This window comes from Microcoleus sp. N3A4 (assembly GCF_036701805.1).
Lineage (GTDB): Bacteria > Cyanobacteriota > Cyanobacteriia > Cyanobacteriales > Microcoleaceae > Microcoleus.
In genome coordinates, this window is sequence record NZ_JAUBRJ010000053.1 from 4,218 (window position 1) to 27,433 (window position 23,216).

General features: G+C 46.0%; 15 protein-coding genes and 2 pseudogenes. 11 read left to right on the forward strand and 6 right to left on the reverse strand.

What is annotated here, in order from left to right; all coding sequences use genetic code 11:
* Positions 1 to 87 precede the first annotated feature (87 nt).
* Complete coding sequence (gene urtA / locus QUA56_RS25270) at positions 88 to 2,994, reverse strand: urea ABC transporter substrate-binding protein (RefSeq protein ID WP_333363345.1); 2,907 nt, start codon at positions 2,992 to 2,994, stop codon at positions 88 to 90.
* A gap of 556 nt (positions 2,995 to 3,550) precedes the next feature.
* On the opposite strand from urtA, the gene QUA56_RS25275 reads away from it, so the two are divergent.
* From QUA56_RS25275 to QUA56_RS25320, 10 genes and pseudogenes are all read left to right on the forward strand, one after another.
* Positions 3,551 to 3,757 carry a hypothetical protein gene (locus QUA56_RS25275; protein ID WP_333363349.1) on the forward strand — a complete coding sequence of 69 codons (207 nt, stop codon included), beginning with the start codon at positions 3,551 to 3,553 and terminating at the stop codon, positions 3,755 to 3,757.
* Positions 3,758 to 4,152: 395 nt separating this feature from the next.
* Entirely contained in the window at positions 4,153 to 4,335 is a 183-nt protein-coding gene (locus QUA56_RS25280) for a CsbD family protein (protein WP_333363350.1), read from the forward strand.
* 80 nt (positions 4,336 to 4,415) lie between these two features.
* A complete protein-coding gene (locus QUA56_RS25285) occupies positions 4,416 to 4,859 on the forward strand; it encodes a hypothetical protein (RefSeq protein ID WP_333363353.1) in 444 nt (147 codons plus the stop codon).
* A gap of 116 nt (positions 4,860 to 4,975) precedes the next feature.
* Positions 4,976 to 5,488 carry a hypothetical protein gene (locus QUA56_RS25290; protein WP_333363355.1) on the forward strand — a complete coding sequence of 171 codons (513 nt, stop codon included), beginning with the start codon at positions 4,976 to 4,978 and terminating at the stop codon, positions 5,486 to 5,488.
* Between the two features lie 310 nt (positions 5,489 to 5,798).
* The gene (locus QUA56_RS25295) at positions 5,799 to 6,581 is read left to right on the forward strand and encodes a DsbA family protein (RefSeq protein WP_333363358.1); all 783 of its coding nucleotides are present in this window, start codon (positions 5,799 to 5,801) and stop codon (positions 6,579 to 6,581) included.
* A 314-nt stretch (positions 6,582 to 6,895) separates the two neighbouring features.
* Complete coding sequence (locus tag QUA56_RS25300) at positions 6,896 to 11,566, forward strand: DUF4347 domain-containing protein (protein WP_333363361.1); 4,671 nt, start codon at positions 6,896 to 6,898, stop codon at positions 11,564 to 11,566.
* A 424-nt stretch (positions 11,567 to 11,990) separates the two neighbouring features.
* Positions 11,991 to 14,300, forward strand: a complete 2,310-nt coding sequence (locus QUA56_RS25305; protein WP_333363363.1) for a VIT domain-containing protein — start codon at positions 11,991 to 11,993, stop codon at positions 14,298 to 14,300.
* A gap of 98 nt (positions 14,301 to 14,398) precedes the next feature.
* Positions 14,399 to 15,474, forward strand: a pseudogene (locus QUA56_RS25310) (ISKra4 family transposase).
* A gap of 52 nt (positions 15,475 to 15,526) precedes the next feature.
* The gene (locus tag QUA56_RS25315; protein ID WP_333363366.1) at positions 15,527 to 15,655 is read left to right on the forward strand and encodes a hypothetical protein; all 129 of its coding nucleotides are present in this window, start codon (positions 15,527 to 15,529) and stop codon (positions 15,653 to 15,655) included.
* A gap of 298 nt (positions 15,656 to 15,953) precedes the next feature.
* Positions 15,954 to 16,931 (forward strand): MBL fold metallo-hydrolase, encoded by a 978-nt coding sequence (locus QUA56_RS25320; RefSeq protein WP_333363369.1) that lies wholly within the window; start codon positions 15,954 to 15,956, stop codon positions 16,929 to 16,931.
* An 8-nt stretch (positions 16,932 to 16,939) separates the two neighbouring features.
* Here QUA56_RS25320 and QUA56_RS25325 read toward each other — a convergent pair.
* The 4 genes and pseudogenes from QUA56_RS25325 to QUA56_RS25340 form a co-directional block, all read right to left on the reverse strand.
* A pseudogene (locus tag QUA56_RS25325) lies at positions 16,940 to 17,155 on the reverse strand (hypothetical protein); the annotation flags it as partial.
* Complete coding sequence (locus tag QUA56_RS25330; protein ID WP_333363372.1) at positions 17,095 to 17,640, reverse strand: hypothetical protein; 546 nt, start codon at positions 17,638 to 17,640, stop codon at positions 17,095 to 17,097. The pseudogene QUA56_RS25325 and the gene QUA56_RS25330, both read right to left, overlap by 61 nt.
* A gap of 284 nt (positions 17,641 to 17,924) precedes the next feature.
* Positions 17,925 to 19,901 (reverse strand): hypothetical protein, encoded by a 1,977-nt coding sequence (locus QUA56_RS25335; protein ID WP_333363376.1) that lies wholly within the window; start codon positions 19,899 to 19,901, stop codon positions 17,925 to 17,927.
* Between the two features lie 119 nt (positions 19,902 to 20,020).
* Positions 20,021 to 20,503 (reverse strand): hypothetical protein, encoded by a 483-nt coding sequence (locus tag QUA56_RS25340; protein ID WP_333363378.1) that lies wholly within the window; start codon positions 20,501 to 20,503, stop codon positions 20,021 to 20,023.
* Between the two features lie 481 nt (positions 20,504 to 20,984).
* On the opposite strand from QUA56_RS25340, the gene QUA56_RS25345 reads away from it, so the two are divergent.
* Positions 20,985 to 22,166 (forward strand): Fic family protein, encoded by a 1,182-nt coding sequence (locus QUA56_RS25345; RefSeq protein ID WP_333363381.1) that lies wholly within the window; start codon positions 20,985 to 20,987, stop codon positions 22,164 to 22,166.
* A gap of 145 nt (positions 22,167 to 22,311) precedes the next feature.
* Here the strand turns inward: QUA56_RS25345 and QUA56_RS25350 are convergent, their stop codons facing one another.
* The gene (locus tag QUA56_RS25350; RefSeq protein ID WP_333363384.1) at positions 22,312 to 23,139 is read right to left on the reverse strand and encodes a Uma2 family endonuclease; all 828 of its coding nucleotides are present in this window, start codon (positions 23,137 to 23,139) and stop codon (positions 22,312 to 22,314) included.
* Between the last annotated feature and the right edge of the window lie 77 nt (positions 23,140 to 23,216).

Genomic DNA, 23,216 nt, shown 5'->3' on the forward strand with positions numbered 1-23,216 from the left:
AGCCAACAGCCAACAGCCAACAGCCAACAGCCAACAGCCAACAGCCAACAGCCAACAGCCAACAGCCAACAGCCAACAGCCAACTAACTACTTCCCGATACCCTGATATTTGCTCAATAAAGCAGCAAAGCGCTTGTAATCGACAGGCTTCCTCACATACTCCGCCGCTCCCAATTCCAAACCCTGATTTTGGTCGTCCAAAAAAGTTATCATAATCACTGGAATATCAACCAAATCCAGATCGGCTTTTAACGCCGATAGCACCGCCCAGCCATCCATGCTCGGCATCATCACGTCCAGAATAATCGCGTCGGGAAGCAACTCCTTAGCCAACTGAAGCCCCGCTTGACCGCTAGCCGACGATCGCACCTGAAATCCCTGTTTCGACAAGCAGCGGGTCATCAAATCCCGCGCGTCTGGATCGTCGTCAATCACCAGCACAGTAGCAGCATCCGGCAGCTCCAGCGGTTGCGATCGCACTTCTTTTTGCTTCGCTTCTGTCGCCGCTGTACTCGTGTCTAACTTATTTTCTTCGACTTCTCGATCGCGCTGCCCTTCTTTCTGGCTTTTAACCTCAATCGGCAACCGTATCGTAAAAGTAGAACCGCAATCAAACTCGGTCTCAACCGTAATATCCCCGCCCATCATCTGGCAAAACTTCCGGCTAATTGTCAGCCCCAAACCGGTGCCGCCGTATCTGCGGGTAGTCGAATTGTCCGCTTGGGTGAAAGCTCCGAACAGCCTCGACACCTGATCGTCAGTCATGCCAATGCCGGTATCGCTGACTTGAAACACGATCGAAGGATTTGGACACCGAAAATGAACTGCCGGGAGTTCTTCGGAATTGTCCACCGGCAAAACTTCCCCTTCTTCCTTCCAAACATTAATCGTAATTTTGCCTCGCTCGGTAAACTTAGCAGCATTGCTCGCCAAATTCAACAGCGCTTGCCGCAGCTTCGACGAATCGGAGTATATCGTGCCAATATTGCGATCGCAATTGACGATCGAAGTGTTGCCATTTTTCCCCAGCAGGGGTTGAACAGTAGTGACAACCTGCTCGATCAAATCCCACACCTCGAAAGTCTCCAAGAAAAGAGTCATCTTTCCTGCTTCAATTTTAGAAATATCCAGGATGTCACTAATAATGGTGAGCAACTGCTTGCCTGCCATATTAATGCTTGCCAAATCCATCACAAACTCTTCTTCGCCGAGTTCCAAAGCCTCTTCTTGCAGCAGCTCGCTGTAGCCGATAATCGCATTCAAGGGCGTCCGCAACTCGTGAGTCATATTTGCCAAAAATGTGCTTTTGGCCCGGTTGGCAGCTTCCGCAGCATTCTTAGCGACTTCCAATTCCTCCGATCGTTCCTCTAGCTGCCGCTGCCGCACTTCCAAACCGTTGAGCAAACTGCTAATTTGCTGAGCCATTGTATTGAGAGTAGAAGATAGCACCCCGATCGCGTCATTAGAAACCACAGGCGATCGAGCCGTCAAATCACCGCTCGCCATCAGTTCAGCAGTTTCCCGCAGCAAGCCTAGATTCCGAATAATTGCCGACACCGACACAAAACCCACTATCCCCGCGATCGAACTCAAAACCAAAGCCCCCAGCAGCCAGTGCTGAGTGCGGCTCGCCACAAAGAGAGTTTGCTGCACCAGCACCGCCACTGATACCTCGGGAACCGCCGCCGGATCTGAGGCAGCTTCTATTGCCAGCAAATAGTTCTTCATCTCCACAGAACCCATCCACCCGACTCCCACAGCCATCCAAGTTATCAGTACCAAGATGACAAACAGCCCGATCAAAGAAGCCCGAGTTCCCAGAGAAATCTGCCTCCGAGCAAGTGGCGCCGCCCAAGGATAGCCCTTAAGAAAAGGATCTGGCTGCACCGATGCGCCCGAATTCCAAATCTCCTCAATTTGACCGTCCAACCTCACCTTACCAATCCGCACTGTTTTCCAGGTATGCTGCGTTTGAGCGTCTATTTTTACCTTGCCCGAGGGCGCTGCAAACTCAATCTTTTTAGCAGCCGCCCTGACTTTAACCACATCTGTCGAACCAGCTTTTTCTACTGCTTGCTTCCACAGGTAAACGCCGAAATAAGCAGATTCGATCGGGTCATCCGTGACTCGATTTTCCCCGTATCGGGCTTTATAAGCCTTGACAAATTTCCGATTTTCCGGTGTATCTACCGTTTGAAAATAGTTCCAAACCACCAAATGTCCGGCAATATTGGACGGCCCGATCGCCCGCACTTCCTCTTCTGCTACGCTGACCGACATCACCGGAAAATCCTCCGGTTTCAAGCCAGCTTCCCCCAGCTTTTGAAAAAAAGCCACATTGCTGTCACCGTTGAGAGTGTTGAGAATAGCATCCGGTTTCACGGCTGAGATATGTGCGATCGCCTCGCCCACTTCCTTCGATCCCAGCGGCAGATACACTTCCCCCGCTAACTCTCCCCCGAGTGCCGCCAGTTGAGCTTTCACAATCAGATTTGCCGTGCGGGGAAAGATATAATCCGAACCCAACAGGAAAATTTTCCGCTTCCCCTGTGCCAGCAAGTAATTCACCCCAGGTACAATCTGTTGGTTTGGGGCAGCACCAGTGTAGAAAATATTCGGACACTGTTCTAGCCCTTCATACTGCACCGGATAAAATAGCAACCCGCTGCTGTGTTCAAAAGCCGGCAGTACAGCTTTGCGGCTCGCCGAAGTCCAACAGCCAAATACCACCGCCACCTGCGCTTCTACAAGCAATTGCTTAGCTTTTTGAGCAAAAGTCTGCAAATCGCTGGCTCCATCTTCTACAACCGCTTCCAAGGGGCGTCCGAGTACCCCTCCCGCCGCATTAATTTCCTCAACAGCCAAAAGCGTCGCGTCTTTCACAGAAATTTCGCTGATGGACATCGTGCCCGTCAGCGAATGCAAAACGCCTACTTTGATCGGCTCACGAGTCTGGCCGACTGCTTCGAGGGGATGACTGCTCGTTGCTCCCATAGGGTTTTAGATATTTTTTACTAATAACAGAAATTTTAGTTCGATCCTGCGGGAAGTTAGCCTTGATGCTAACTCTTGTTTAGCAGATTATTTAACCCGATGCCACAAAACTTAGGAATTGCTGCACCCTGTTGATTTTAACCGTCAAGCTCTCAGCATAGACTTAAGTCTGCACTAACCGGCCTCCCATTTCTCTTTCGATCGTTTACGGATGTCGAAAGAGCCTCATCAAACGACATTCAGCACTTCAGGCGACGATCGCGCGCGCCGCAGAAAAATTCTCCCCCTCCCCCGCTGTGCCCTACTCATTCACGCGATCGCCTTGCGAGTCATCAATAATTTCACGAACTCACGCACTCTTCCGCTTCTCCTATCTCCCTTTCGGCAGATGGAAGTCTCCGTAATTTCTCTTGGTTTAAAACTCAAAACTATTCCCAGCCCCTCTTTCTTCAGGCAGATGGCAGTATTAGTGACTTACGTTACGATTTATCTAAGGTTAAGTTGTAACTAGCCTTGTTTAAAATAATAAATTTTACCAACAATAGGGTGAAAACCAATGAATATTGAAGAAAACGCGACCCACACTGGCAGCGACATTGAAGTAACTCTACCAAAATCAAGAGAAAAATTGCTCGGCGAGGAAACCGAAAAAGCCCTCGGTCAGCAGAAACAAGAAAACGATCAAACAATGCGGGCTGTCGAACAGTTGAAAAAAGAACTTCAGCACAAAATAGATGAAGAATGTCATCAAAAGGTAGATTAAAACTAATACCATTTTTTTATGATGTGGGTGAGATACGGTCTTGCCCGCATCCGTCTTTTGAAGGAAGAAGAAGGAAGCAATAAGGCACAAGGCCGAATTTAATATAAATTTAGAATCTTAAAGTGGGTTTCCTAAAAACAGTCCTGGAAGCGAGGGTGACATCACCTTCGTTTTTTTTACCTAAATACTTCGTTGCAGCCAGCAGAAATGGTAAAAACCCCCGGTAAGTATGAAAGTGGCAGTCCGTCCAAGACTGAACAATAACTGTTCCACATTCCATATTCCATATTCCATATTCATTTTTTCTTCCTAGAGGTAGAGTGCAACCCAGCTCCTAGTTACCTATGATGATTTAAGTAGAAAACGTCAAACTAGATACAGATTAGGAGAAACTCATGAGCATTGAAGATAAAGCAAAGGCAGTTGGCAAAAACATCGAAGGCGCTGCTCAAGAAGCCCTAGGCAATCTTACTGGCGACCCGAAGGATAAAGCAGAAGGCAAAGCCAAGCAGGCAGAAGCTCAAGCTCGTCACGCGGTCGAAGATGTAAAAGATGAGATCAAAAAGAAAGTAGACTGATCCTAATACTAATAGAGAGGGTCGAGCAACCTGACCCTCTTTATTATTCTTCAAAATGTTTTCTGAACGGAGGAAAAAAGGTGAGTTTATTGCAGCAGAGTCGCAAAATAATTGCTGGCCTACTTTTGGTATTAATGCTGGCTGTTACTACTGCCTGCGCGCCCAGCGTTTCAGCTCAACAACCGACTAATGTACCTGTAGCAATTGGTGGCAGCCAGGGTTATTACGCGCAGCTAGAACGCGGCAATACCGTTGCAGGTCAAGATTTTGGTCAATGGGTAACAAAGACGGCTAAGGGCCTGGTTCAGGATGCTTACGTGCGCGACAATAACAAATTGGGAGTTGTAATTACCCCGCAAGTCCGCCCGACTGAAGTGAAAGATTTGGCCAAATCTTTAGCACAAGGTTTTCACCACAATTTCCCAAATCAGGATGTAAGTGTTTTGGTTTATGCTCCTGACAAAAAACTGATTTTGACGGCTAAGTACGACCAGCAATCAAATCAGATTGAATACAAGTCTTGAACTGGTTAGAAAGCTTTAATAATAGCCGCGCGGCGGTTTTATATTCCGCAGTTTTTTGAAGGCGAAACAATCTCAAGTATAGACAAAACTGTTGTGTAGATTGGAAGAGAGTTACCATGAGTAGCAGCGATAGTTACAAAAGTCAAATCATGAGCGATTTGGCAAGCGGCGATCGAGAAATGATGCCGGAGACAACCGGTGAAGAGTACGAAAATTTTGACGATTTTGCTCAGAGAACTTCGCCAGATCAGCGCAAACAATTATTCGGGCGTTCTCTTAATCACGACTCGCTACCGCCGGCGCAGTTGGAACCGGAATTGCAAAAGGCGATCGCCCAAATTAAGCCAAACGAACTCGACGACGTGGCCCGCGAATTCTTCAAGCATTTGGGCAAGAGAGGATTGAACGATCGCACCTTGGAAAAGCAGCTAGGACTTTCTACTCACCACGCCAGCCGCATGAATGCTGACGATGTTACCAAGCTTGCCTCGTTCACCTATCACAATCACCCGGATATTTTCCAAGAAGTGCTGGCAGAACAGCCGAGTTTGATGAAGTTTTTGGGAAATCCAATTGTGGCGGGTATTTTGGGTATAGTTGCGGCTAAATGGCTCAACAACCGCAAATAATCGAGCCAACACTTGCACTCTTGACTGCAAATCTTTTTGATTAAAATTATATCAATTCCGGCTGCGCCGGAATGATATAGAGGACACGGCAGTGCCGTTTCCCTACCGCGATTAATTGTAGGGACACGGCAGTGCCGTGTCCTGATTTCGGGTAATATTAATTCCGATGCAACCGAAATTGATATTACTAATTATTCCTCACATATAAAATCACATATAAAAATAGCTGCACAGCAGTCAACAGCGGTACACCTGACACTCCGCAAAATTAAATGTAGGATTAAGTGTTGCCGTGAATGAGAAATAAAAGATGAACCTATCCACTATTTGGCGAAAACTCCGCAGCCAGCAAGCCTTCTGCTTTGCTGCACTCCTCGCAGGTTGCCTGGTATTTATCGGTTGTTCCCCCGCCCAGTCAGCCGGCGGTAATCCAGTCGATCCCAAGTTAAAAGAGCAAGTCTTGCAGATTATCCGCGAAAACCCGCAAGCAATTTTAGATTCGGTACAAGCGTACCAGCAACAGCAGCAGCAGTCTCTCAAAGCAGCGCAGCAGTCATTTTTGAAGGAGATGACAACTAATCCCAAATCTACGATCGGGGATTCTCCCAGCACGGGCTCACCTTCCCAGCAAATTGTACTTTTAGAATTCTCTGACTTTCAATGTCCGTTTTGCGCGCGCGCTCACGATACTGTCAAGCAGTTTATGGCAAAACACCAGGACAAAGTTACTTTAGCTTACAAGCATTTTCCCTTGACTTCAATTCACCCTCAAGCACTGCCAGCAGCTAAAGCAGCTTGGGCTGCTGGGCAGCAGGGCAAATTCTGGGAATATTACAGCGCTTTGTTTGAAGGGCAGAAAGAGTTAGGCGAACCATTGTACGGATCGATCGCCCAAAAGCTCAATCTAAAATTAGATAAATTCAACACCGATCGCAATAGCCCCGCCGCCGAAGCCGCCATTGCCAAAGACGTGCAACTCGCTCAACAACTGGGCATTGAAGGCACTCCATTTTTTATTATGAACGGCAAAACTTTCTCCGGGGCGATCGAGCTGTCTGAGATGGAAAGCATTCTCGCTAGTATCTCCAAATAAGTAAGCCCACCTGAAAAAACAGAACCCCCAGATCCCCGATTTCTTAAAGAAGTCGGGGATCGAATGCGCGATCGGGTCGATCGCTATATTTACTGACTAATTTTTACGATTGGGAACAAATTTGCTCTAGGTGTTGTCTTAGTAAGGTTCTAAGCTGCTTATGACTTAAGCATTATATCTTGCCTTTTACAAGCTTTCCCAAACCTAGCTAGTGGATTCAAATGATTATTTGTCAATACTAATTTGAATTTTTTTGGCAAGACGATCGCCGCTTTTAAGCTCCATTTCCCTTGCATCTACGAGGAAAATCGATCATGGAAAAAATTACGCAAATAGTTGTCATTGACCCAACCGTTGAAGATTATCAAAGCCTTGCACCAAGCGCCGAACCAAGGAAAGAGATATTTATACTCGATCGGGCAGGGGATGGAGTCGAGCAAATTACAGAGTTATTAGCTAGCTACACGGATATTTCCGCCGTTCACATAGTTTCTCACGGCGGGCCTGGAAATTTGCAACTGGGGTCAATTCAGCTAAATTCTGACAACCTAGACGAATACGGCGATCGACTTCAGCAGTGGAAAAAGGCCTTAGCCCCTAACGCCGATATCCTCCTGTACGGTTGCAACGTGGCGGCAGAAATCGCCCTACCGATAGCGGGGCGATCGTTCTTGCAACGCCTCAATCAACTCACAGGTGCAGACATCGCCGCTTCCAAAAACCTGACAGGAAGTGCTGCATTAGGCGGTGACTGGGATTTAGAAGTAACAATTGGTTCGATTGAGACCGCTTTGGCATTCACCCAAGAGGCGATCGCAAGTTACGATCGTGTTTTAGGTACCATCAACGTCACCACTACCACGGATGAAGATAACGGCATTTTGGGCGGAGGTGCTGGCATCTCTTTGCGGGAAGCGATTCGTTACTCTGCGACAGGCGACACCATAAATCTGCCGGGGGGTACTTACACGCTGACTATTGCTGGTGCCAACGAAGACTTGGGCGCGACTGGCGACCTGGACATTACCAAAAACCTCACTATTACGGGTGCAGGCGCAGCCACCACAACTATCAACACAGTGGCAGGTTGGAACGATCGGGTATTTCACGTCGTTAGTGGCAATACCTTCAGTATCTCCGGCGCGACTATCTTAGGGGGGAACATCCCGGGTGGCAGCGGCGGCGGCATCTTCAACGAAGGCACTTTGACTGTCACCAACTCTACTTTTCAAAACAACCAAGCCAACGCAGGCGGTGCCATCCACAATAGCGGGACTCAAATGACCGTTACTGGCAGCACCTTCAATTCTTTAAATACAGCGGGCGGTGGCGGGGCGATATTCAACAATGCTCCGGGGACAATTGACAGCAGTATCATCAGCAATAACAGGGCGACTGCGTTCGGCGGCGCAGGCATCAGAAACCAGAACCAACTCAGCATTACTAATACCAGCATCACCAGCAACGAGGTGACGGGCCAAGGTGGCGGTGGCATTTACAACGAAGGTACGCTGACGATCGCCGGCACCACTTTCTCCGGCAACAAAGCAAGTGATGCAACAGGTACTTTTTCAGGAGGTGGCGCAATCTACAGCGCCGGCACTCTCAACATCACTAACAGTACGCTTTCCGCCAACACGGCCGTACAAAAAGGCGGTGCTATTTGGTGGAGCGGTACTGCGGGAACGATCGCTAACAGCACCATCACCAATAACACGGCCGACTCAGACGCCAACAACGGCGTCACTGACAATGGCGGTGGCATATTCAGCGAATCTACGGCGATCACCCTCACAAATACCATCATCGCCGGTAACTTAGATGCTTCGACCGCAGCAGGAACTATCAACCCCGACGTTTCAGGCAACATTACCGGGAATAACAACAATCTGATCGGCAGCCTGACGGGCAACACGGGTACGCTTGGCACGGGCAGCGATATTGTTAATCTAACTCCCGGACTAGGAACATTGGCGAATAATGGCGGCCCAACGCAGACGCACGTCTTACTCCCTGGAAGCCCTGCTCTTGACAGGGGTAATAACGCGATCGCACCTGCTACGGATCAGCGCGGCTTAACTCGGCCTTCTGGCACTGCTGCTGACATCGGCGCTGTTGAAGTACAGCAGATTGTGAGCATTACCGCGTTCGATAATTCAGCCTCGGAAAACCCGATCGACACAGGCACTTTCCGCGTTAGCCGCAGTGATAGCACAGTCGGTAATTTGACGGTGAATCTCGCCATTGATGGCAGTAGTACCGCTGTTGCTGCTGACTACAATCTGGGCAGTACCTTTCCCGTCACTATTGCCAACGGGCAAAGCTTTGTGGATGTGATTCTCACCCCAGTTGATGACGCAATACCGGAGGTTGCAGAAACGCTGCGATTAAATTTGGGAAATGGGAATTATACGATCGCACCGGCCAGCAGCAATGCTACGGTGACTATTGCAGCCAATGACTCGATTGCTTATGCGATCGCACTCACAAATCCAGCGACAGGTTCCTTAATTGAAGGCAACTCCGGCACTAAACCCGTCACATTCACCGTCACTCGCAGCGGCGGCACGGGGGTAGCGAGTACAGTAAATTATGCGATCGCTGGTACCGCGAGCAACGGCGCAGACTACAATAATATCAATGCTGCGGGGGCTACTAGCGCCACAGGGACGATCGCCTTTGCCGCCAACGAAACAACTAAAACTATTGCTGTGGATGTCTTGGGCGAAACCGCAGTTGAACCTGACGAGACAATTACCGTCACCCTCAGCAACCCAAATTTGACCGCAGCGCCGGAAAGTTCGACTGTCACCACCAGCACCGCCACTGCTACGATCGCCAATGATGATACTCCTAGTATCTCGATCGGTGATGTACTTGTTACCGAGGGCAATACGGGTACTGCTAGCGCCATTTTTACCGCCACTCTCTCAGCAGCTTCTAGCTTGCCCGTCACCGTCAATTACGCCACGTCAGACGGTACTGCTAACACTGCTGATAGCGATTACGCGGCGGCCACAGGCAGCGTCACCTTCAATGCCGGGGACACGACAAAAACTATTACTGTTGCTGTCAACGGCGATTCTAAGTTTGAAACTGACGAAACATTTAACGTCAACCTCAGCACCGCTGTCAATGCGACTATTACCAAAGCGACGGGCATAGGTACGATCGCAAATGACGACTTGGAGTCACCAACTCCGACAACTCCGACTCCGACAACTCCAACTCCGACAACTCCGACTCCGACAACTCCAACTCCGACAACTCCAACTCCGACAACTCCGACTCCGACAACTCCGACTCCGACAACTCCAACTCCGACAACTCCGACTCCGACAACTCCAACTCCCACGGAAACTCCCACGGAAACTCCAACTCCGACAACTCCAACTCCGACTCCGACAACTCCAACTCCCACGGAAACTCCAACTCCAACGGAAACTCCCACGGAAACTCCAACTCCAACTCCAACGGAAACTCCAACTCCAACGGAAACTCCGACACCGACTCCAACACCAACTCCAACTCCAACGCCGACACCGACTCCAACACCAACTCCAACACCAACTCCAACTCCGACGCCAACTCCAACTCCGACGCCAACTCCAACTCCGACGCCAACTCCAACTCCGACGCCAACTCCAACTCCGACGCCAACTCCGACAACAACTCCGACTCCGACAACAACTCCGACTCCGACAACAACTCCAACTCCGACAACAACTCCGACTCCGACAACAACTCCGACTCCGACAACAACTCCGACTCCGACAACAACTCCGACTCCGACTCCAACGGAAACTCCGACTCCGACAACAACTCCAACTCCGACGCCAACGCCAGAAACTCAAGACGAAGATTGCATTTGCAAGCAGATAACCTTTCCCAGCCAGACTGCTATTCGCGGCCCCAACCAAACAAATAGCACCACCAACGGTACAGAAAGCGACGACTTTCTGGAGGGTTCGATTAACAATGACAATATCAACGGCTTAAATGGTAACGACTTGGAGGTTGGCTTCGCTGGCAATGACAATATTTATGGCGGATCTTACCTCAGCATCGATCTAGGAAATATAACCATTCTTCCCTCTGCCAAAGATAGCGACGTGCTGTTTGGCAATGAGGGCGATGATTACCTCAACGGGGGTGCTAAAGATGATTTAATTTTTGCGGGCGAGAATGAAGATGTTGCTTACGGTGGCAAAGATGACGACATAATTTTTGGAGACAAACAGAGCGATACTTTAATTGGCGATGAGGGTAACGACACATTATACGGTGGTACTCTTAACCCTTCAGACATCGATTCTACAGGCCGCGATTTGCTATTTGGCCTCAGTGGCGATGATTACCTGAACGGGCAAGAAGCCGAAGATTCCCTTTCTGGCGGTAATGGAAACGATACTCTTTATGGCGGCAAGGGTGATGATTTGGCCCTAGGAGACTTGGGCAACGACGTGCTGTTTGGGAATGAGGGCAGCGATACTCTCTGTGGTGGCGACGGAGAAGATACTATGTACGGGGATATTGGCAGCCCTCTGGCGATCGGCTCCGCTGGCGGTCAAGACCAGATGTGTGGTGATTTGGGCAACGATTTGTTGTTTGGCAATGAAGGTCAGGATACCGTCAACGGTGATGCTGGAAACGATACTCTTTATGGCGGCAAGGATGAAGACAGTTTACTGGGTAGTGCTGGGGACGATTGGTTATTTGGAAATGAGGGGAATGATACTTTGATTGGAGGTACTGGGGACGATCGATTTATCTTAGGTATCGACTACGGCAGCGAGACTATTTTAGACTTTCAAGATGGTCGCGATGCGATCGGCTTGACTGGCGGTTTAAGTTTCTCGCAACTGAGCATTACTGTAGAAAATAATTCTACTTTGCTCCGAGTTACCAGTTCCGGTCAACTGTTAGCAACTCTCAGCAATGTGTCAACAGGGCTGATTAATGTTACCGATTTTGTAGCGGTCTAAATCGATACCCTTGGGGACCCGACTTTGCCGTGTCCATTGGTGTCAACTTAACTTCAAACCCAGTCATATCAAATCCGCCAGCATCGGGATAGTAAATTGGAGTGAACAGTTAACCGTTAACCGTCAACATCATTCCGGTGCAACCGAAATTGATATCATTCATCTCTCTCTCCCCTTCCTCTGCGTACTCTGCGGTTAAATCATATCAAATCCGGTTGCACCGGAATGATATAGAGGAGACGGATCTTGGAGTGTCCCTACCCAAAATAATATTGTAGGGACACTCCAAGATCCGTCTCCTAATTTCGGCTACTAATAATTCCAATGCTACCGGAATTTCCGATTGAAATTGCTAGAATGAAGGCAGTCGAGACGATGCGTGTTGCAGTTCCTTTTGATGTATCATTTATAGAGGACTACTTTTATGCCATCCTTGAAATCTCCAACCGATCGAACCAGTGGATTATACGTGCGTTCCCCAGAGGGAGAACAACTTATTTTTCCCCTGAAACATACAGAAGTCCGAGCAAAAATTGCCGGAAATTTATCGCGAGTTGAAGTCTCGCAGCAATTTGAAAATCCTTTCACCAAGCCATTAGAAGCAGTCTATATTTTCCCGCTACCTGCGGAAGCAGCGGTAGATGAGATGGAAATTAAAATTGGCGATCGCACCATTAAAGGCAGCATCAAAAAACGCGAAGAAGCCCAACAAATTTACGAAAAAGCCAAACAAGAAGGGCGGACTGCGGGTTTGCTGGAACAGGAGCGAGATAATATTTTCACCCAGTCCCTCGCCAACATCAAACCGGGTGAATCAATCGATGTCACGATTCGCTACACTGACAGTTTAAAATTTTTAGCTGGCGATTACGAATTCATTTTTCCGATGGTTGTCGGGCCGCGATATATTCCCGGTACGCCGCTGGATGAAACGGCTGCTAGTGGTAGCGCCCCAGCCCCAATGACAGTCAATTCGTCTACCGATATTGTTCCCGATGCGTCGCGGCTGAATGCCCCGATTTTGCCACCGGGAAGGCGATCGGGACACGATATCGGCGTGACGCTGGAAATTGAAGCTGGCGTACCGATTCGTAACGTCAATTCCCCATCCCACCAACTGGAAATAGAATATTTCGACTCCCCCCAAACTGCTTTAGCAAACGAGCAGAAAAATGGGCTAATGGTGCGCGTTAAATTGGGAAATCAAGATACAATTCCCAACAAAGATTTGATTGTTCGCTATCAAATTGCGGGTCGAGAAACTCAATCGACGGTATTAAATCATTCGGACGACCGCGGCGGGCATTTTGCAGTTTACTTGATTCCGGCGATCGAGTACAAAACCGATGAAATTGTGCCGAAAGATGTCGTTTTTTTAGTCGATACTTCCGGTTCGCAGTCTGGTGCGCCTTTGCAGCAATGTCAGGCATTGTTGCGGCAATTTATTAACGGATTGAATCCAGCGGATACTTTCTCGATTCTGGATTTTTCCGACAAAGTGCGACAACTGTCAAAACAACCGCTACCGAATACAGCAGAAAATCGACAACAGGCGATCGAATATATCAACAAACTGCGCGCTGACAATAGTACGGAAATGTTGGGCGGGATTCGGGCGGCGATCGATTTTCCCGCACCATCCGGGCGCTTGCGAACTGTGGTATTCCTCAGCGACGGTTACATCGGCAACGAAAACGAAGTTCTCGCCGAAGTGCAGCAACATCTCAAATCGGGGAATCGGCTGTACAGCTTCGGTGCGGGGAGTTCCGTCAATCGCTTTTTGCTCGATCGCATTGCGGAAATCGGGCGGGGAATCTCGCGGATTATCCGGCACGACGAACCTGTTAATGAATTTGTGGAAAAGTTCTTCCGGCAAATCAACAATCCGGTGTTAATAAATCTAGAAATTACTTGGCAGGGAGAGGGCGAAAGTCCGATAATTTATCCGTCAGTTGCGCCGGATTTATTTGCCGAACAACCGCTGCTTCTGTTTGGGAAAAAGGGCGATCGCGAAGCTGGAACGCTTCATATTAAAGGGGTTAGCGCAGGCGGACACCAGTACGTCCAAACCTACCGACTCGACTTTACCGATCCTGGAAATCCGGCAGTTGCCCAGCTTTGGGGGCGGCACCGCATCAAAGATTTGATGAATCAGATGGTGCAGTACGAAACCAAGGTGGAGGTGGAAACGGTGACAGAAACGGCCCTAACCTATCAGCTTCTGTCGCAGTACACGGCTTTTGTGGCTGTAAGCGATGATGTGCGCGTCGAACCGGGTACGGAATCGATCGCGATGAATGTACCGGTAGCAATGCCGGAAGCTGTGGAATATGGAGGTGTATTTGGCAAAACGCTGCTGGCAAGGAATAGCCTAAGCTCCGAACCTGTTGCGGAGTTTATGAGGTTGCGGGCCTGCTTTGGAGAACCCGCAGGGGGTGCACACGGCTTCTCATTTGACTGCATGGAGGAAGAGATAATATATCCATTGTCCGCACCAGCCCCCGGCAGCGCCCCAAGTACACCGTCAAAGGCGCGCAGAAGGCGCGCAAAAGGCCCGCGCGGCACATCACCTGTAGAAGTCGTTAGCGCTGCGGGGTTGGATGAAGTGGCGATCGATAGTTTAAACGAACACTTGGCAAATCTGACTGTGCCGCCCGGTACAAACGGCGAATTGGTGTTAGAAATTGTCTTCGGTAAGGTGCGCGCCAGCGGGAGCGTGTCACTTTTGCAATAAGTATAAATGCTCAGAAAAAGCAGAATAGTAGCTTTGAGCTATTGTTGAGCAAAATAGGCGAAAATAGTAATGATGTCTTAATTAGTGGCGAATGAATCATGACTCCCGAACAACAACAGGCGATTCAAACATATGTAGAGGCTATTTCGGCAATCCTGTATGCTGATTGTGACCCGAAATCGTTGAAAACATTAGAAGATATCGAGATCACGGTTAAAGATAAGGTGTTAACTCATGTGACACCGCAGATCGGAATTTTTTTATCTACTCAGCGAGCGGGACAAAAGCAGGAAGGGTAAAGAGATTAAAAAGTACATTAGGTGATTTAAGCATCACCCAAAAGCAAGCAGATAAACTAGGGTGTGGGAGTGGGAGTAGATTGAGTCCACATTTAGAAAACTGTTGTTTAAGACTGAGTGCTAATGTTGCATATCAAAATGCAGCCAAAGATATTGAATATATAACAGGGATTACGGTTCCAGCTCTCGACACAACTCATATTAGTACATTATCAAAAATTTGAGCAGCCTTACGCAACAGCAGATATTACCGAGTTAAGTGCAGACGGTGGAAAAGCACGATTGATAACACCACTCGGAGAAAAATCCGAGTGGAAAGACTATAAAGCAATTGTGTCGGAAGCAGGCATAGTAGCCAGTTTCGACCAAAATGAGATGATCGTTAATTGGGCAAATCAACAGCCACTAGCAAAACCAGTAAATTGTTTAGGTGATGGACATGATGGTGTATGGAATATATTCAAGGAAATTAGTTGTAAACAGGACAGAAGGGAAATTCTGGACTGGTATCATTTGAATGAAAATCTTCAGAAAGTAGGCGGTTCAATTAAGCGATTGAAGCAAGCAGAAACATATTTATGGAAAGGAAATGTAAAAAGTGCAAAAGCACTATTTACAGAGTTAAAGAGAAAAACAGCAGTTAATTTTTGCAAATATGAAGGAAAAGCACCAAGAAAGAATTATTAATTACGAAGTTTTCCTTCATAGATGAAATATGTTCAATTGGCTCTGGCGCAGTAGAATCAGGAATTAAGCAAATAGCTAGACGAATTAAAATATCTGGAGCAAGTTGGAAATCAGAACATATTGGGCAGGTATTGGCTCATCGATGTGCTTACTTAAATGGCTTAATTGGTAAGCGAAGAAATATTTAAGTATAAATACTCATCGCAAAAGTGACACGCTCCCCGCGCCAGCCGAATAGTCGTGGATGCCGGTGCTTCGACTTTGGCGGATGTGGAGTTGCTGAAAACTATCAAAAAATGCCTCTTTAGCTGGCGCATTCCTCACTTTATTGGGGATACAGTGCGCCTGACGCTGCGGGTGCGATCGTAAAAAATCTTGATATCACGTCCGCTCAATTACCACCAGAAAAAAGGTTCGCAGCATCGGACTTTAGTCCTTCGATTATAAAGACTAAAGTCCTCACTACAAACAAATCCAATCGCGGTCATTCGAGCGGACATGATATTAGCCATATCTCTTTCGATAAATATAGCAACCGCCACATCGGTTAGGACATCAAATAGCTCATCAATAGAGTCGAAAATCCTTGCCTGATAAGCGGTTGGATTCGGATACCATAACTGTCAACTGTCAACTGCTATAGTATCGCAGTCAGCTATTAGTAACTATGCCTATTTCTCGTCGAACCTTTCTCACAGGGGCGATCGCTGCCTCCTTCGCCCTACCCACCGCCGGCCGTTTACTGGCACAAACTCCTCAACGCATGATGCCCCGCAACGCTGGCATCTATCGATTTAAATTGGGAAACTTCAACCTGATTTCGATTAGTGATGGAATATTGAACCCTCCGGCAGCACTATTTGCCGGCGATGTCGCACCCGAAAAATTGAAAGAGGTTTTGCAGCAGGGTTTTCAAGGGGAAACTCTCGCAGTTGATTGTAATGTTTTATTAGTGGATACCGGGGAAAACAAAGTCTTAATCGATACAGGCAGCGGCTTGTTAAATGGAGCAACCGCTGGCAAGCTGCTCGAAAACTTGCAGCAGGTACAGATTAAACCGATCGATATTACGGCGGTGATTTTGACTCACGCGCATGGAGATCACGTAGGTGGCTTGAATGGAAAAAGCGGGTTTAATTTTCCCAATGCCCGCTATTTTATCGGCAAACAAGAGTGGAATTTTTGGACTCAACCATCGGTGGATTTACCGAACTTTGGGGGGCCTGCCGAGATGAAGCAGCAGGCGATTAAAATTGCTAAAACTCAGTTAGGTTTGATTCGCGATCGCGTCACTCAATTTGATGTTAACCAAGAGTTTTTGCCGGGATTTACAGCAATTCCAGCCTACGGTCATACACCCGGTCACGTTGCGATTAGAATTGCTTCAGGAAATGCTGTAATGGTGCATACTGCCGATACGGTTCACATTCATACAATTAACCTGTGGAATCCAAGTTGGAAGCCGATTTTTGATGCCGATCGAGATCTGGCTGCAACTACCCGCCAAGCTGTACTGGAAAAAATTGCGAGCGATCGTACTTTAATGTTTGCTTATCATTTTCCTTATCCCGGACTTGGACATTTGCGATCGCGCGATCGGGGTGGATTTGATTGGCAACCTGTCAACTGGCAATTTGAAAGTTAATCCTGCTGTTAAGAATTCAGGTTTTTTAAACTATAGAATTGCTCGATCGGCAAGCTTAAATTGATACTTTTTAACTCGACTCGATCGCCCGCTCGATAGCTCAAAATCACCCATTCCCCCGCATCATTTTTATGATAGATATCGATCGCAACTTCATTAGAGCTTACAAAAAGTACATAATCAACGAGATTGGGATTGCGACGATACTTTTCAAACTTCTTTCCTTATTTTGCTTGTTTTTGTTGTTTGAATTGTTGTTGTTGTTTGAACTGACGTAGCTATCACCTATCCCACCTGCTACAATTGTAGTTCCAACAGCAGCACCATTTCGAGCAATGTTTTGACGTACATCATCTTGTATTTGTCCATTGCTGGATAAATTGGCTGAATTGATAGATTGTGGTGGAGAAATTGGCGCAGGCAGAGTATTTTGTAAAGATTGTTTTCCTATATTTTTCAGGATAGTTTTAGTGTTTTTTTTGGCTAAGAATTCCACAAAATCATCATTCTTTTGAAAGCACTGGGCAACTGGCTGCCAAACACGGGTAACTAGCTGCCCAACACGGGTAACTGGCTGCCCACCACGGGTAACTAGCTGCCCAACACGAAGGATTTGCCTTGGTTGAAAGGGATGAGATAAGGCTGGTACTGAAGTCCCTACCACTAATGTTGTTGCCAAAATGGTTAGGAAGTATTTGTAGATATTCATCTTGCTCACTCCTTATGGCTCAATATTTTTTTACTGGCTAAATTTACTATGGTATTTAAGTTTGCCAAATTTAGCTTTTCCTCGAATTGTAGCATAAAAAAATCTGGTGTGTTTTTTCTCCCAAATAAAAAAATAATTATGAAATGTCAATACTGACGTGGCTGATGTTCCTACCTGTTTGCTGCTACTACCCTGTGCTGCTTCACGAATTTAACTTTAATGCCAACGCACCATCCACTCCGATTCTCTCCCAAAGCAAAATATTAACTTGGGCAAGAGGTTGATTATAGGTTGTTTTGATAACGGGGTAGTTCAGTAGCAAAGTGATCTCTTAGTAAATCGTGTCTGAATTGATAACTACCACCAATTCGCTGAAGAAAACCCTTTTGGGTTGCATAATCCAAGAAAAGAGCAAAGTTCCAAGGTAAACCATTGCAACAGAGAATCAACCGAAGGATCGAGTGTTGAATACAAGTTATCCCACCCATAAATAAACCACTCATGAGTCCGATAATTATCCCAGAGAGTGCATGGACTTTATGGACTTTTAAGAAATCGAGCGTTCCATCAATTCTTAGATATAGCAGTATACAGATTGATGTACCAATTACTCCTATAAATAATCCGAATATAATAGCATTTTGGCAAGATTTTATGATGCCTTGGTTAGCATAGGTTTTTCTCGATTTTGCAACTCCAGTAAATCCAGTTGATACACTCACTAGCGTTGCGGCAATTGCCGTAATTAAGAAAACCTTCCCTCCAGCAACAAGTCCCTTGTTTATCCAAGTCACTACTCCCAAACATAATGCAGCAAATAAACTAATTATCCATGCCCATTTTACTTGTTTAAAAGACCAATTTGACCTAGTAAAACCGTCAACTATTTTTATGCTTGGATTCTGGGCAATGCTCAGAATAAGAATCAAAGCTCCCAAATAATAAATAAATGTTAATTTGAAAATCTGAGCTAGAAAAATGCTAATTGTCAATAAAAATAATGATAGAATCAAGCCTACACCAATATGATAGATTATTTGATATTTGGGCAACCACTTAGGTTGTATTTCTTCAATCAAGAATTCTTTTTGATTGTGTTTTTTCAAGTTTGTAGCCAGCCAGATGAGCAGATAAGTAGTATTGATATTTCTATCAATCTCCCTCATAGGGATCTTTTCTAGAGGCAGATTGCTAGCGATATACTGATTAAATAAATAAGGCTGAAGTCTTTCAGAGGAATCAGGGAGACTCAATTGATTGAGCGAAATTTCCCTATATACTTCAATAGCAATATGTAACATTAGGGGAGTACGAAGTAGTTCTAAGAGATGTTCGTGCTCTTTAATAATTTCCCAGAGACAGAGGTTAATAGAATCAGCTAGAAGAGAATATATCAAATATTTAGGACTTATTAAAGCGTACCGAATTACACCGAAAGCTGCTGTAGGATCAAATTTAATTTTAATGTCTTTTAGGCAATTCTCTATTTGCCCAACTGTTAATTTTTGCAACTCAATGGCTTGAAATAATTTGAGTTTAGAATAGTCGTTATTTATAATTAAGCTTTTGTATTCATCAATACGGCAACATACTACTAAATATATTGGTGGATTGATTTTTTCTATAAGTTGATTAATCGCGAGAACGCAATCATGCTGAAATTCAGGTTTTACCTCATCGAGTCCATCTAATAATGGCAAGATTTTACCTTCTGCAAACCACTTTCTAAATAGTCGCTTTTGTAACTGATATTTACGACTAAGTTTCCCTACTAACCACTCGCGCATCGATACTTTATCTTTTTTCCAGTCAAACAAATCAATAACTACTGGAATTGGGTTATTTTGATCTGCTTCTACTTCTGCGATCAACCTTTGAGTAAGTTCGTATAAAGTAGTAGTTTTACCAGAACCAGGTTCGCCGACAATCAGTAATTTTCGATAAGCCCCATCTGTGTAGTTAAATATATCGAAAATATTGGAATCTGGATCTGTAATTGATTTCTGCATAACATCAGGATGATTCACTAAATCTCTAAGAATATTCTTTTTTAGAATAATGAGTTTTCCATTGTAGTTAAATAAATTCAATTTTCTGTTAACTTCATCATGCACTGCTTTCAAAAAAATTTTCTTTTTTTCCTCATCTGATAGACATGGAAAAATATGCGATAATGATATATCAATTCTGAAGTTATCTATGTTAGAGTTTGTGATTAAAATCCCAATCCTTTCAATATGTTCCGCTATTTTTATACACATTTTTTAATTGAATATCAATTACACCATCTCAGTTATTGTTTGAAGCATACCGCCCAGAACTTAAGCTCCGCGCTAATAGATTAAGTCGGTTAAAACCGACTGAAAGAGGTATCCTTAAATCAAAATTGTTGATTAATATGCAAAGAGTTGATACGAGATCCTTGCATTACAGTCCCAATCTTACCGATTGTTTCAGCTATCTTCGTCGAATTCAGATTGCTTGAATTCTGATTTCGTCGTTCTTCTACTGCTTTTCTCAAATCTTGTACCGCTTGCTTGAGATGATCGTTTTCTTTTTGTGCTTCTTCTACCTTAATAGCTAAATCTGTTAAAGCCGCTTTTATCTCTGGATTTGCTTGAGCAGCTAATTCTACCATTTCTACTAAAATGGCTTCATCAAAATGCTCTCTTAGAGTAAAAATTTCTTTTTCCGCCGCTGCTTCTATGGCATTTACTGTATCAGGAGATTGGTTTTTCATCGAGTCTATCACTTGGTTCCCTTTTTCAAAAGCTTTAGCTACAATGATTTCACCTGTCTTTTCAAAGGTTTTGTTTAATAAGAGGGCGACAAGAGCGATCGCGCCAGCAGTTAATGGTTCCATAGACTTAAGTTAGAATACTAAATTTACCGGATAACTAAGGCTCTTCCGTACTTGTAGTGATAATGTAAGCTTATGATATAGCAATATCAAGGTTTCAGCGTTAATCTCCAATGGATTTAGTATCATTCGCTACATTCTACATTAAGCATCAGGGAGAGCCGATTTTTTTCAGTGTCTGCTACTTAGTAGATACTGAAGAACTATCTTTCTGCTCTAAGTAAATAGACATAGATAATGAGAGTCTATCCGGACACTTTGCAAACTTTTTTGATTTTCAAAGGAGATAATAAGGATACTCGCTTCCTCTTTCTCAGCCAATAGCCAATCGCTATGGGTTGGAGCGATCGCGCAGCTCGAACAAGACGAAGATACTTTTATACTGGATACACGATCGGCAAAAAGTTCGGCAAAAAGTTCGCCCAATAACATCTGCAAGCTAGAATATAAAACTGTTTCAGCCACTTTTTAGATCGGCAATACAATGGCAGAGTTAGCTATTCCCTACCGACATTACGAACCCAGCCTGCTCGAACCCGTTTATCCTCAGCGGACTCGACATTTAGAAGACTTGGCAGTTTTGCTGACATCGAAAGCGGGGCAGTTGACTCGCGGATTGCATCCGATCGTTTTGCGATCGCTCGGTACTTTAGTGCGATCGATGAATTGCTATTACAGCAACCTAATTGAAGGTCATCGCACCCGACCAATTGATATCGAACGCGCTCTGGCACAAGACTTTTCTAGCGATCCAGAACAGCGTAACTTGCAACTTGAAGCTAAAGCTCACATCGAAGTTCAGAGCCTGTTAGATCTCGATCCAAATTGGCAAATACTGGATGTTGTCAGCCCGGAATTCATTCAACAATTGCATCGTGAATTTTATCAACGCCTGCCGGAAGCTTTTTGGCAGCTTGGAGAGGTCGCCGTTCGACCCGGAGAATGGCGTTCGGCGAACGTGCAAATCGGTCGCCATATCCCCCCTCCACCGGATGCTTTACCCGCGTTTCTCGCTCGCTTTGCCCGAGTCTATAGCCCCGATCGGCTCTCGGGGGTCGATCGAATTCTTGTGGCTGCTGCCGCCCACCATCGATTTGTCTGGATTCATCCATTTTTAGATGGTAATGGGCGAGTCGTGCGACTTTTTTCCCATGCTTATTTTCAACGCATTGGAATAGGAAATAGCCTGTGGTCAGTCTCGCGAGGATTGGCGCGGAAAATGCAGGATTATCGATCGCTGCTAGCACAAGCCGATCTGCAACGGCTGAACGATTATGATGGTCGAGGTAATCTCACAATGGCGGGATTAGTCCAGTTTTGCGAGTTTTTTCTAGAAACTTGCATTGACCAGATTGATTTCATGACAGAGCTTTTGGAACCCACGCAACTCTTAAATCGAATTGAAGCGAATGTGGCGATCGCGATAAAGCAGCGATCGCTCTTGCCAGGAAGTTTTGCGTTATTGAAAGCAGCTTTTTTGGAGGGAGAAATTGCGCGAGGGCGTGCGGCAGCGATCGCGGGGTATCAGGAAAGACAGGCGCGATCGGTGTTGAAACGTTTAATCGAACGAGGTTTGCTAGTCGCGGATTCTCCGAAAGGAGCCGTTCGGTTGGGATTTCCGACAATGGCAGTCGAGCAATGGTTCCCGCGATTGTGGGCGGAGTAATCTGCTATCTAGAAAGGACTACATCAATGATAATTCGAGGTTCTGCATCGATTAATTAGATCGTTGAGTGAATTTTATGCTACCCCGAAATGACAATCATAGGGATAAAAACCAGTTTTTCGGTTAAAAAAGCAACCGCCAAAGCTCAAATTCGATCGGGATCGATACCGTGCGATCGCAAAAATTCGGCTAATTGGGCAACTCGCTGCTCGGCTTGAGTAGCTCGCTGTTCGGCTTGAGAGGCTTGCTCTTGGGCTTGAGAGGCTTGCTCTTGGGCTTGAATCGCCCACTGTTCGAGCTCTATAGCTCTGAGCAGGCGTTCTTGAGTTTGAGCATCCACCATCACCACCTCGCCATCATGCAATCCCATCCACAAACCCACCGTTTCGCACATAATGCGTCCCTCTTCATCGGGAGTAATCGGCACGTAGATGTTATCTATTAAACGGTAGCCCAACACCTCATCCAGCATTTGACCTCGCTGGCGCCGCCGATCGAAAATTATATATTCCCGCACGCTGGCCCTCGCGTATTGTTGGACTTTGATTTCTCGATCCTCTTTGCGATATCGAGGCGAAACCACTTCAACAATTAAAGACGGACACGCGCCTTCAGAGTTCACTAAAAACTCTGTCCGCACCTGCTCTTTATTTTGAATGCCAAACACCACACAAGTATCGGGACAATGATCTTTGAAATCCGCAATTTCCCAGCGAATTATGAGATCGCGAAAAACCGCTGTTGTTGGATCGTTAGCGTAGCGACGGGTGAGAATATCTTTAATATCTCCTGCTATGCGATCGTGAAAAGTGCTATTTGGCAAATGATATCCCTCTTCTGGATGGAGAAATTCTTCAGAGGTCAGGGGGATATCCTCGAAAACCGTGCTGCCATCGGGTTGGACGATTTCTTCTGTGCGCCAACCGCGTTCGGCTAATTCGTTTGTTGGATGGCGGGTAATGGCGATCGTCATTCGATTTTAGATTTTAGATTTTAGATTTTAGATTTTAGAGGCGACCCCACGGATAAATCACGTGGCGGGTACCATCA

Excerpts from the sequence above, each read along its gene's own strand:
- QUA56_RS25280 (WP_333363350.1), top strand. The coding sequence starts at position 4,153 with ATGAGCATTGAAGATAAAGCAAAGGCAGTTGGCAAAAACATCGAAGGC.
- QUA56_RS25275 (WP_333363349.1), top strand. The coding sequence starts at position 3,551 with ATGAATATTGAAGAAAACGCGACCCACACTGGCAGCGACATTGAAGTA.
- QUA56_RS25290 (WP_333363355.1), top strand. The coding sequence starts at position 4,976 with ATGAGTAGCAGCGATAGTTACAAAAGTCAAATCATGAGCGATTTGGCA.
- QUA56_RS25295 (WP_333363358.1), top strand. The coding sequence starts at position 5,799 with ATGAACCTATCCACTATTTGGCGAAAACTCCGCAGCCAGCAAGCCTTC.
- QUA56_RS25320 (WP_333363369.1), top strand. The coding sequence starts at position 15,954 with ATGCCTATTTCTCGTCGAACCTTTCTCACAGGGGCGATCGCTGCCTCC.
- urtA (WP_333363345.1), bottom strand. The coding sequence starts at position 2,994 with ATGGGAGCAACGAGCAGTCATCCCCTCGAAGCAGTCGGCCAGACTCGT.
- QUA56_RS25330 (WP_333363372.1), bottom strand. The coding sequence starts at position 17,640 with ATGAATATCTACAAATACTTCCTAACCATTTTGGCAACAACATTAGTG.
- QUA56_RS25345 (WP_333363381.1), top strand. The coding sequence starts at position 20,985 with ATGGCAGAGTTAGCTATTCCCTACCGACATTACGAACCCAGCCTGCTC.
- QUA56_RS25300 (WP_333363361.1), top strand. The coding sequence starts at position 6,896 with ATGGAAAAAATTACGCAAATAGTTGTCATTGACCCAACCGTTGAAGAT.
- QUA56_RS25350 (WP_333363384.1), bottom strand. The coding sequence starts at position 23,139 with ATGACGATCGCCATTACCCGCCATCCAACAAACGAATTAGCCGAACGC.
- QUA56_RS25340 (WP_333363378.1), bottom strand. The coding sequence starts at position 20,503 with ATGGAACCATTAACTGCTGGCGCGATCGCTCTTGTCGCCCTCTTATTA.
- QUA56_RS25305 (WP_333363363.1), top strand. The coding sequence starts at position 11,991 with ATGCCATCCTTGAAATCTCCAACCGATCGAACCAGTGGATTATACGTG.
- QUA56_RS25335 (WP_333363376.1), bottom strand. The coding sequence starts at position 19,901 with ATGTGTATAAAAATAGCGGAACATATTGAAAGGATTGGGATTTTAATC.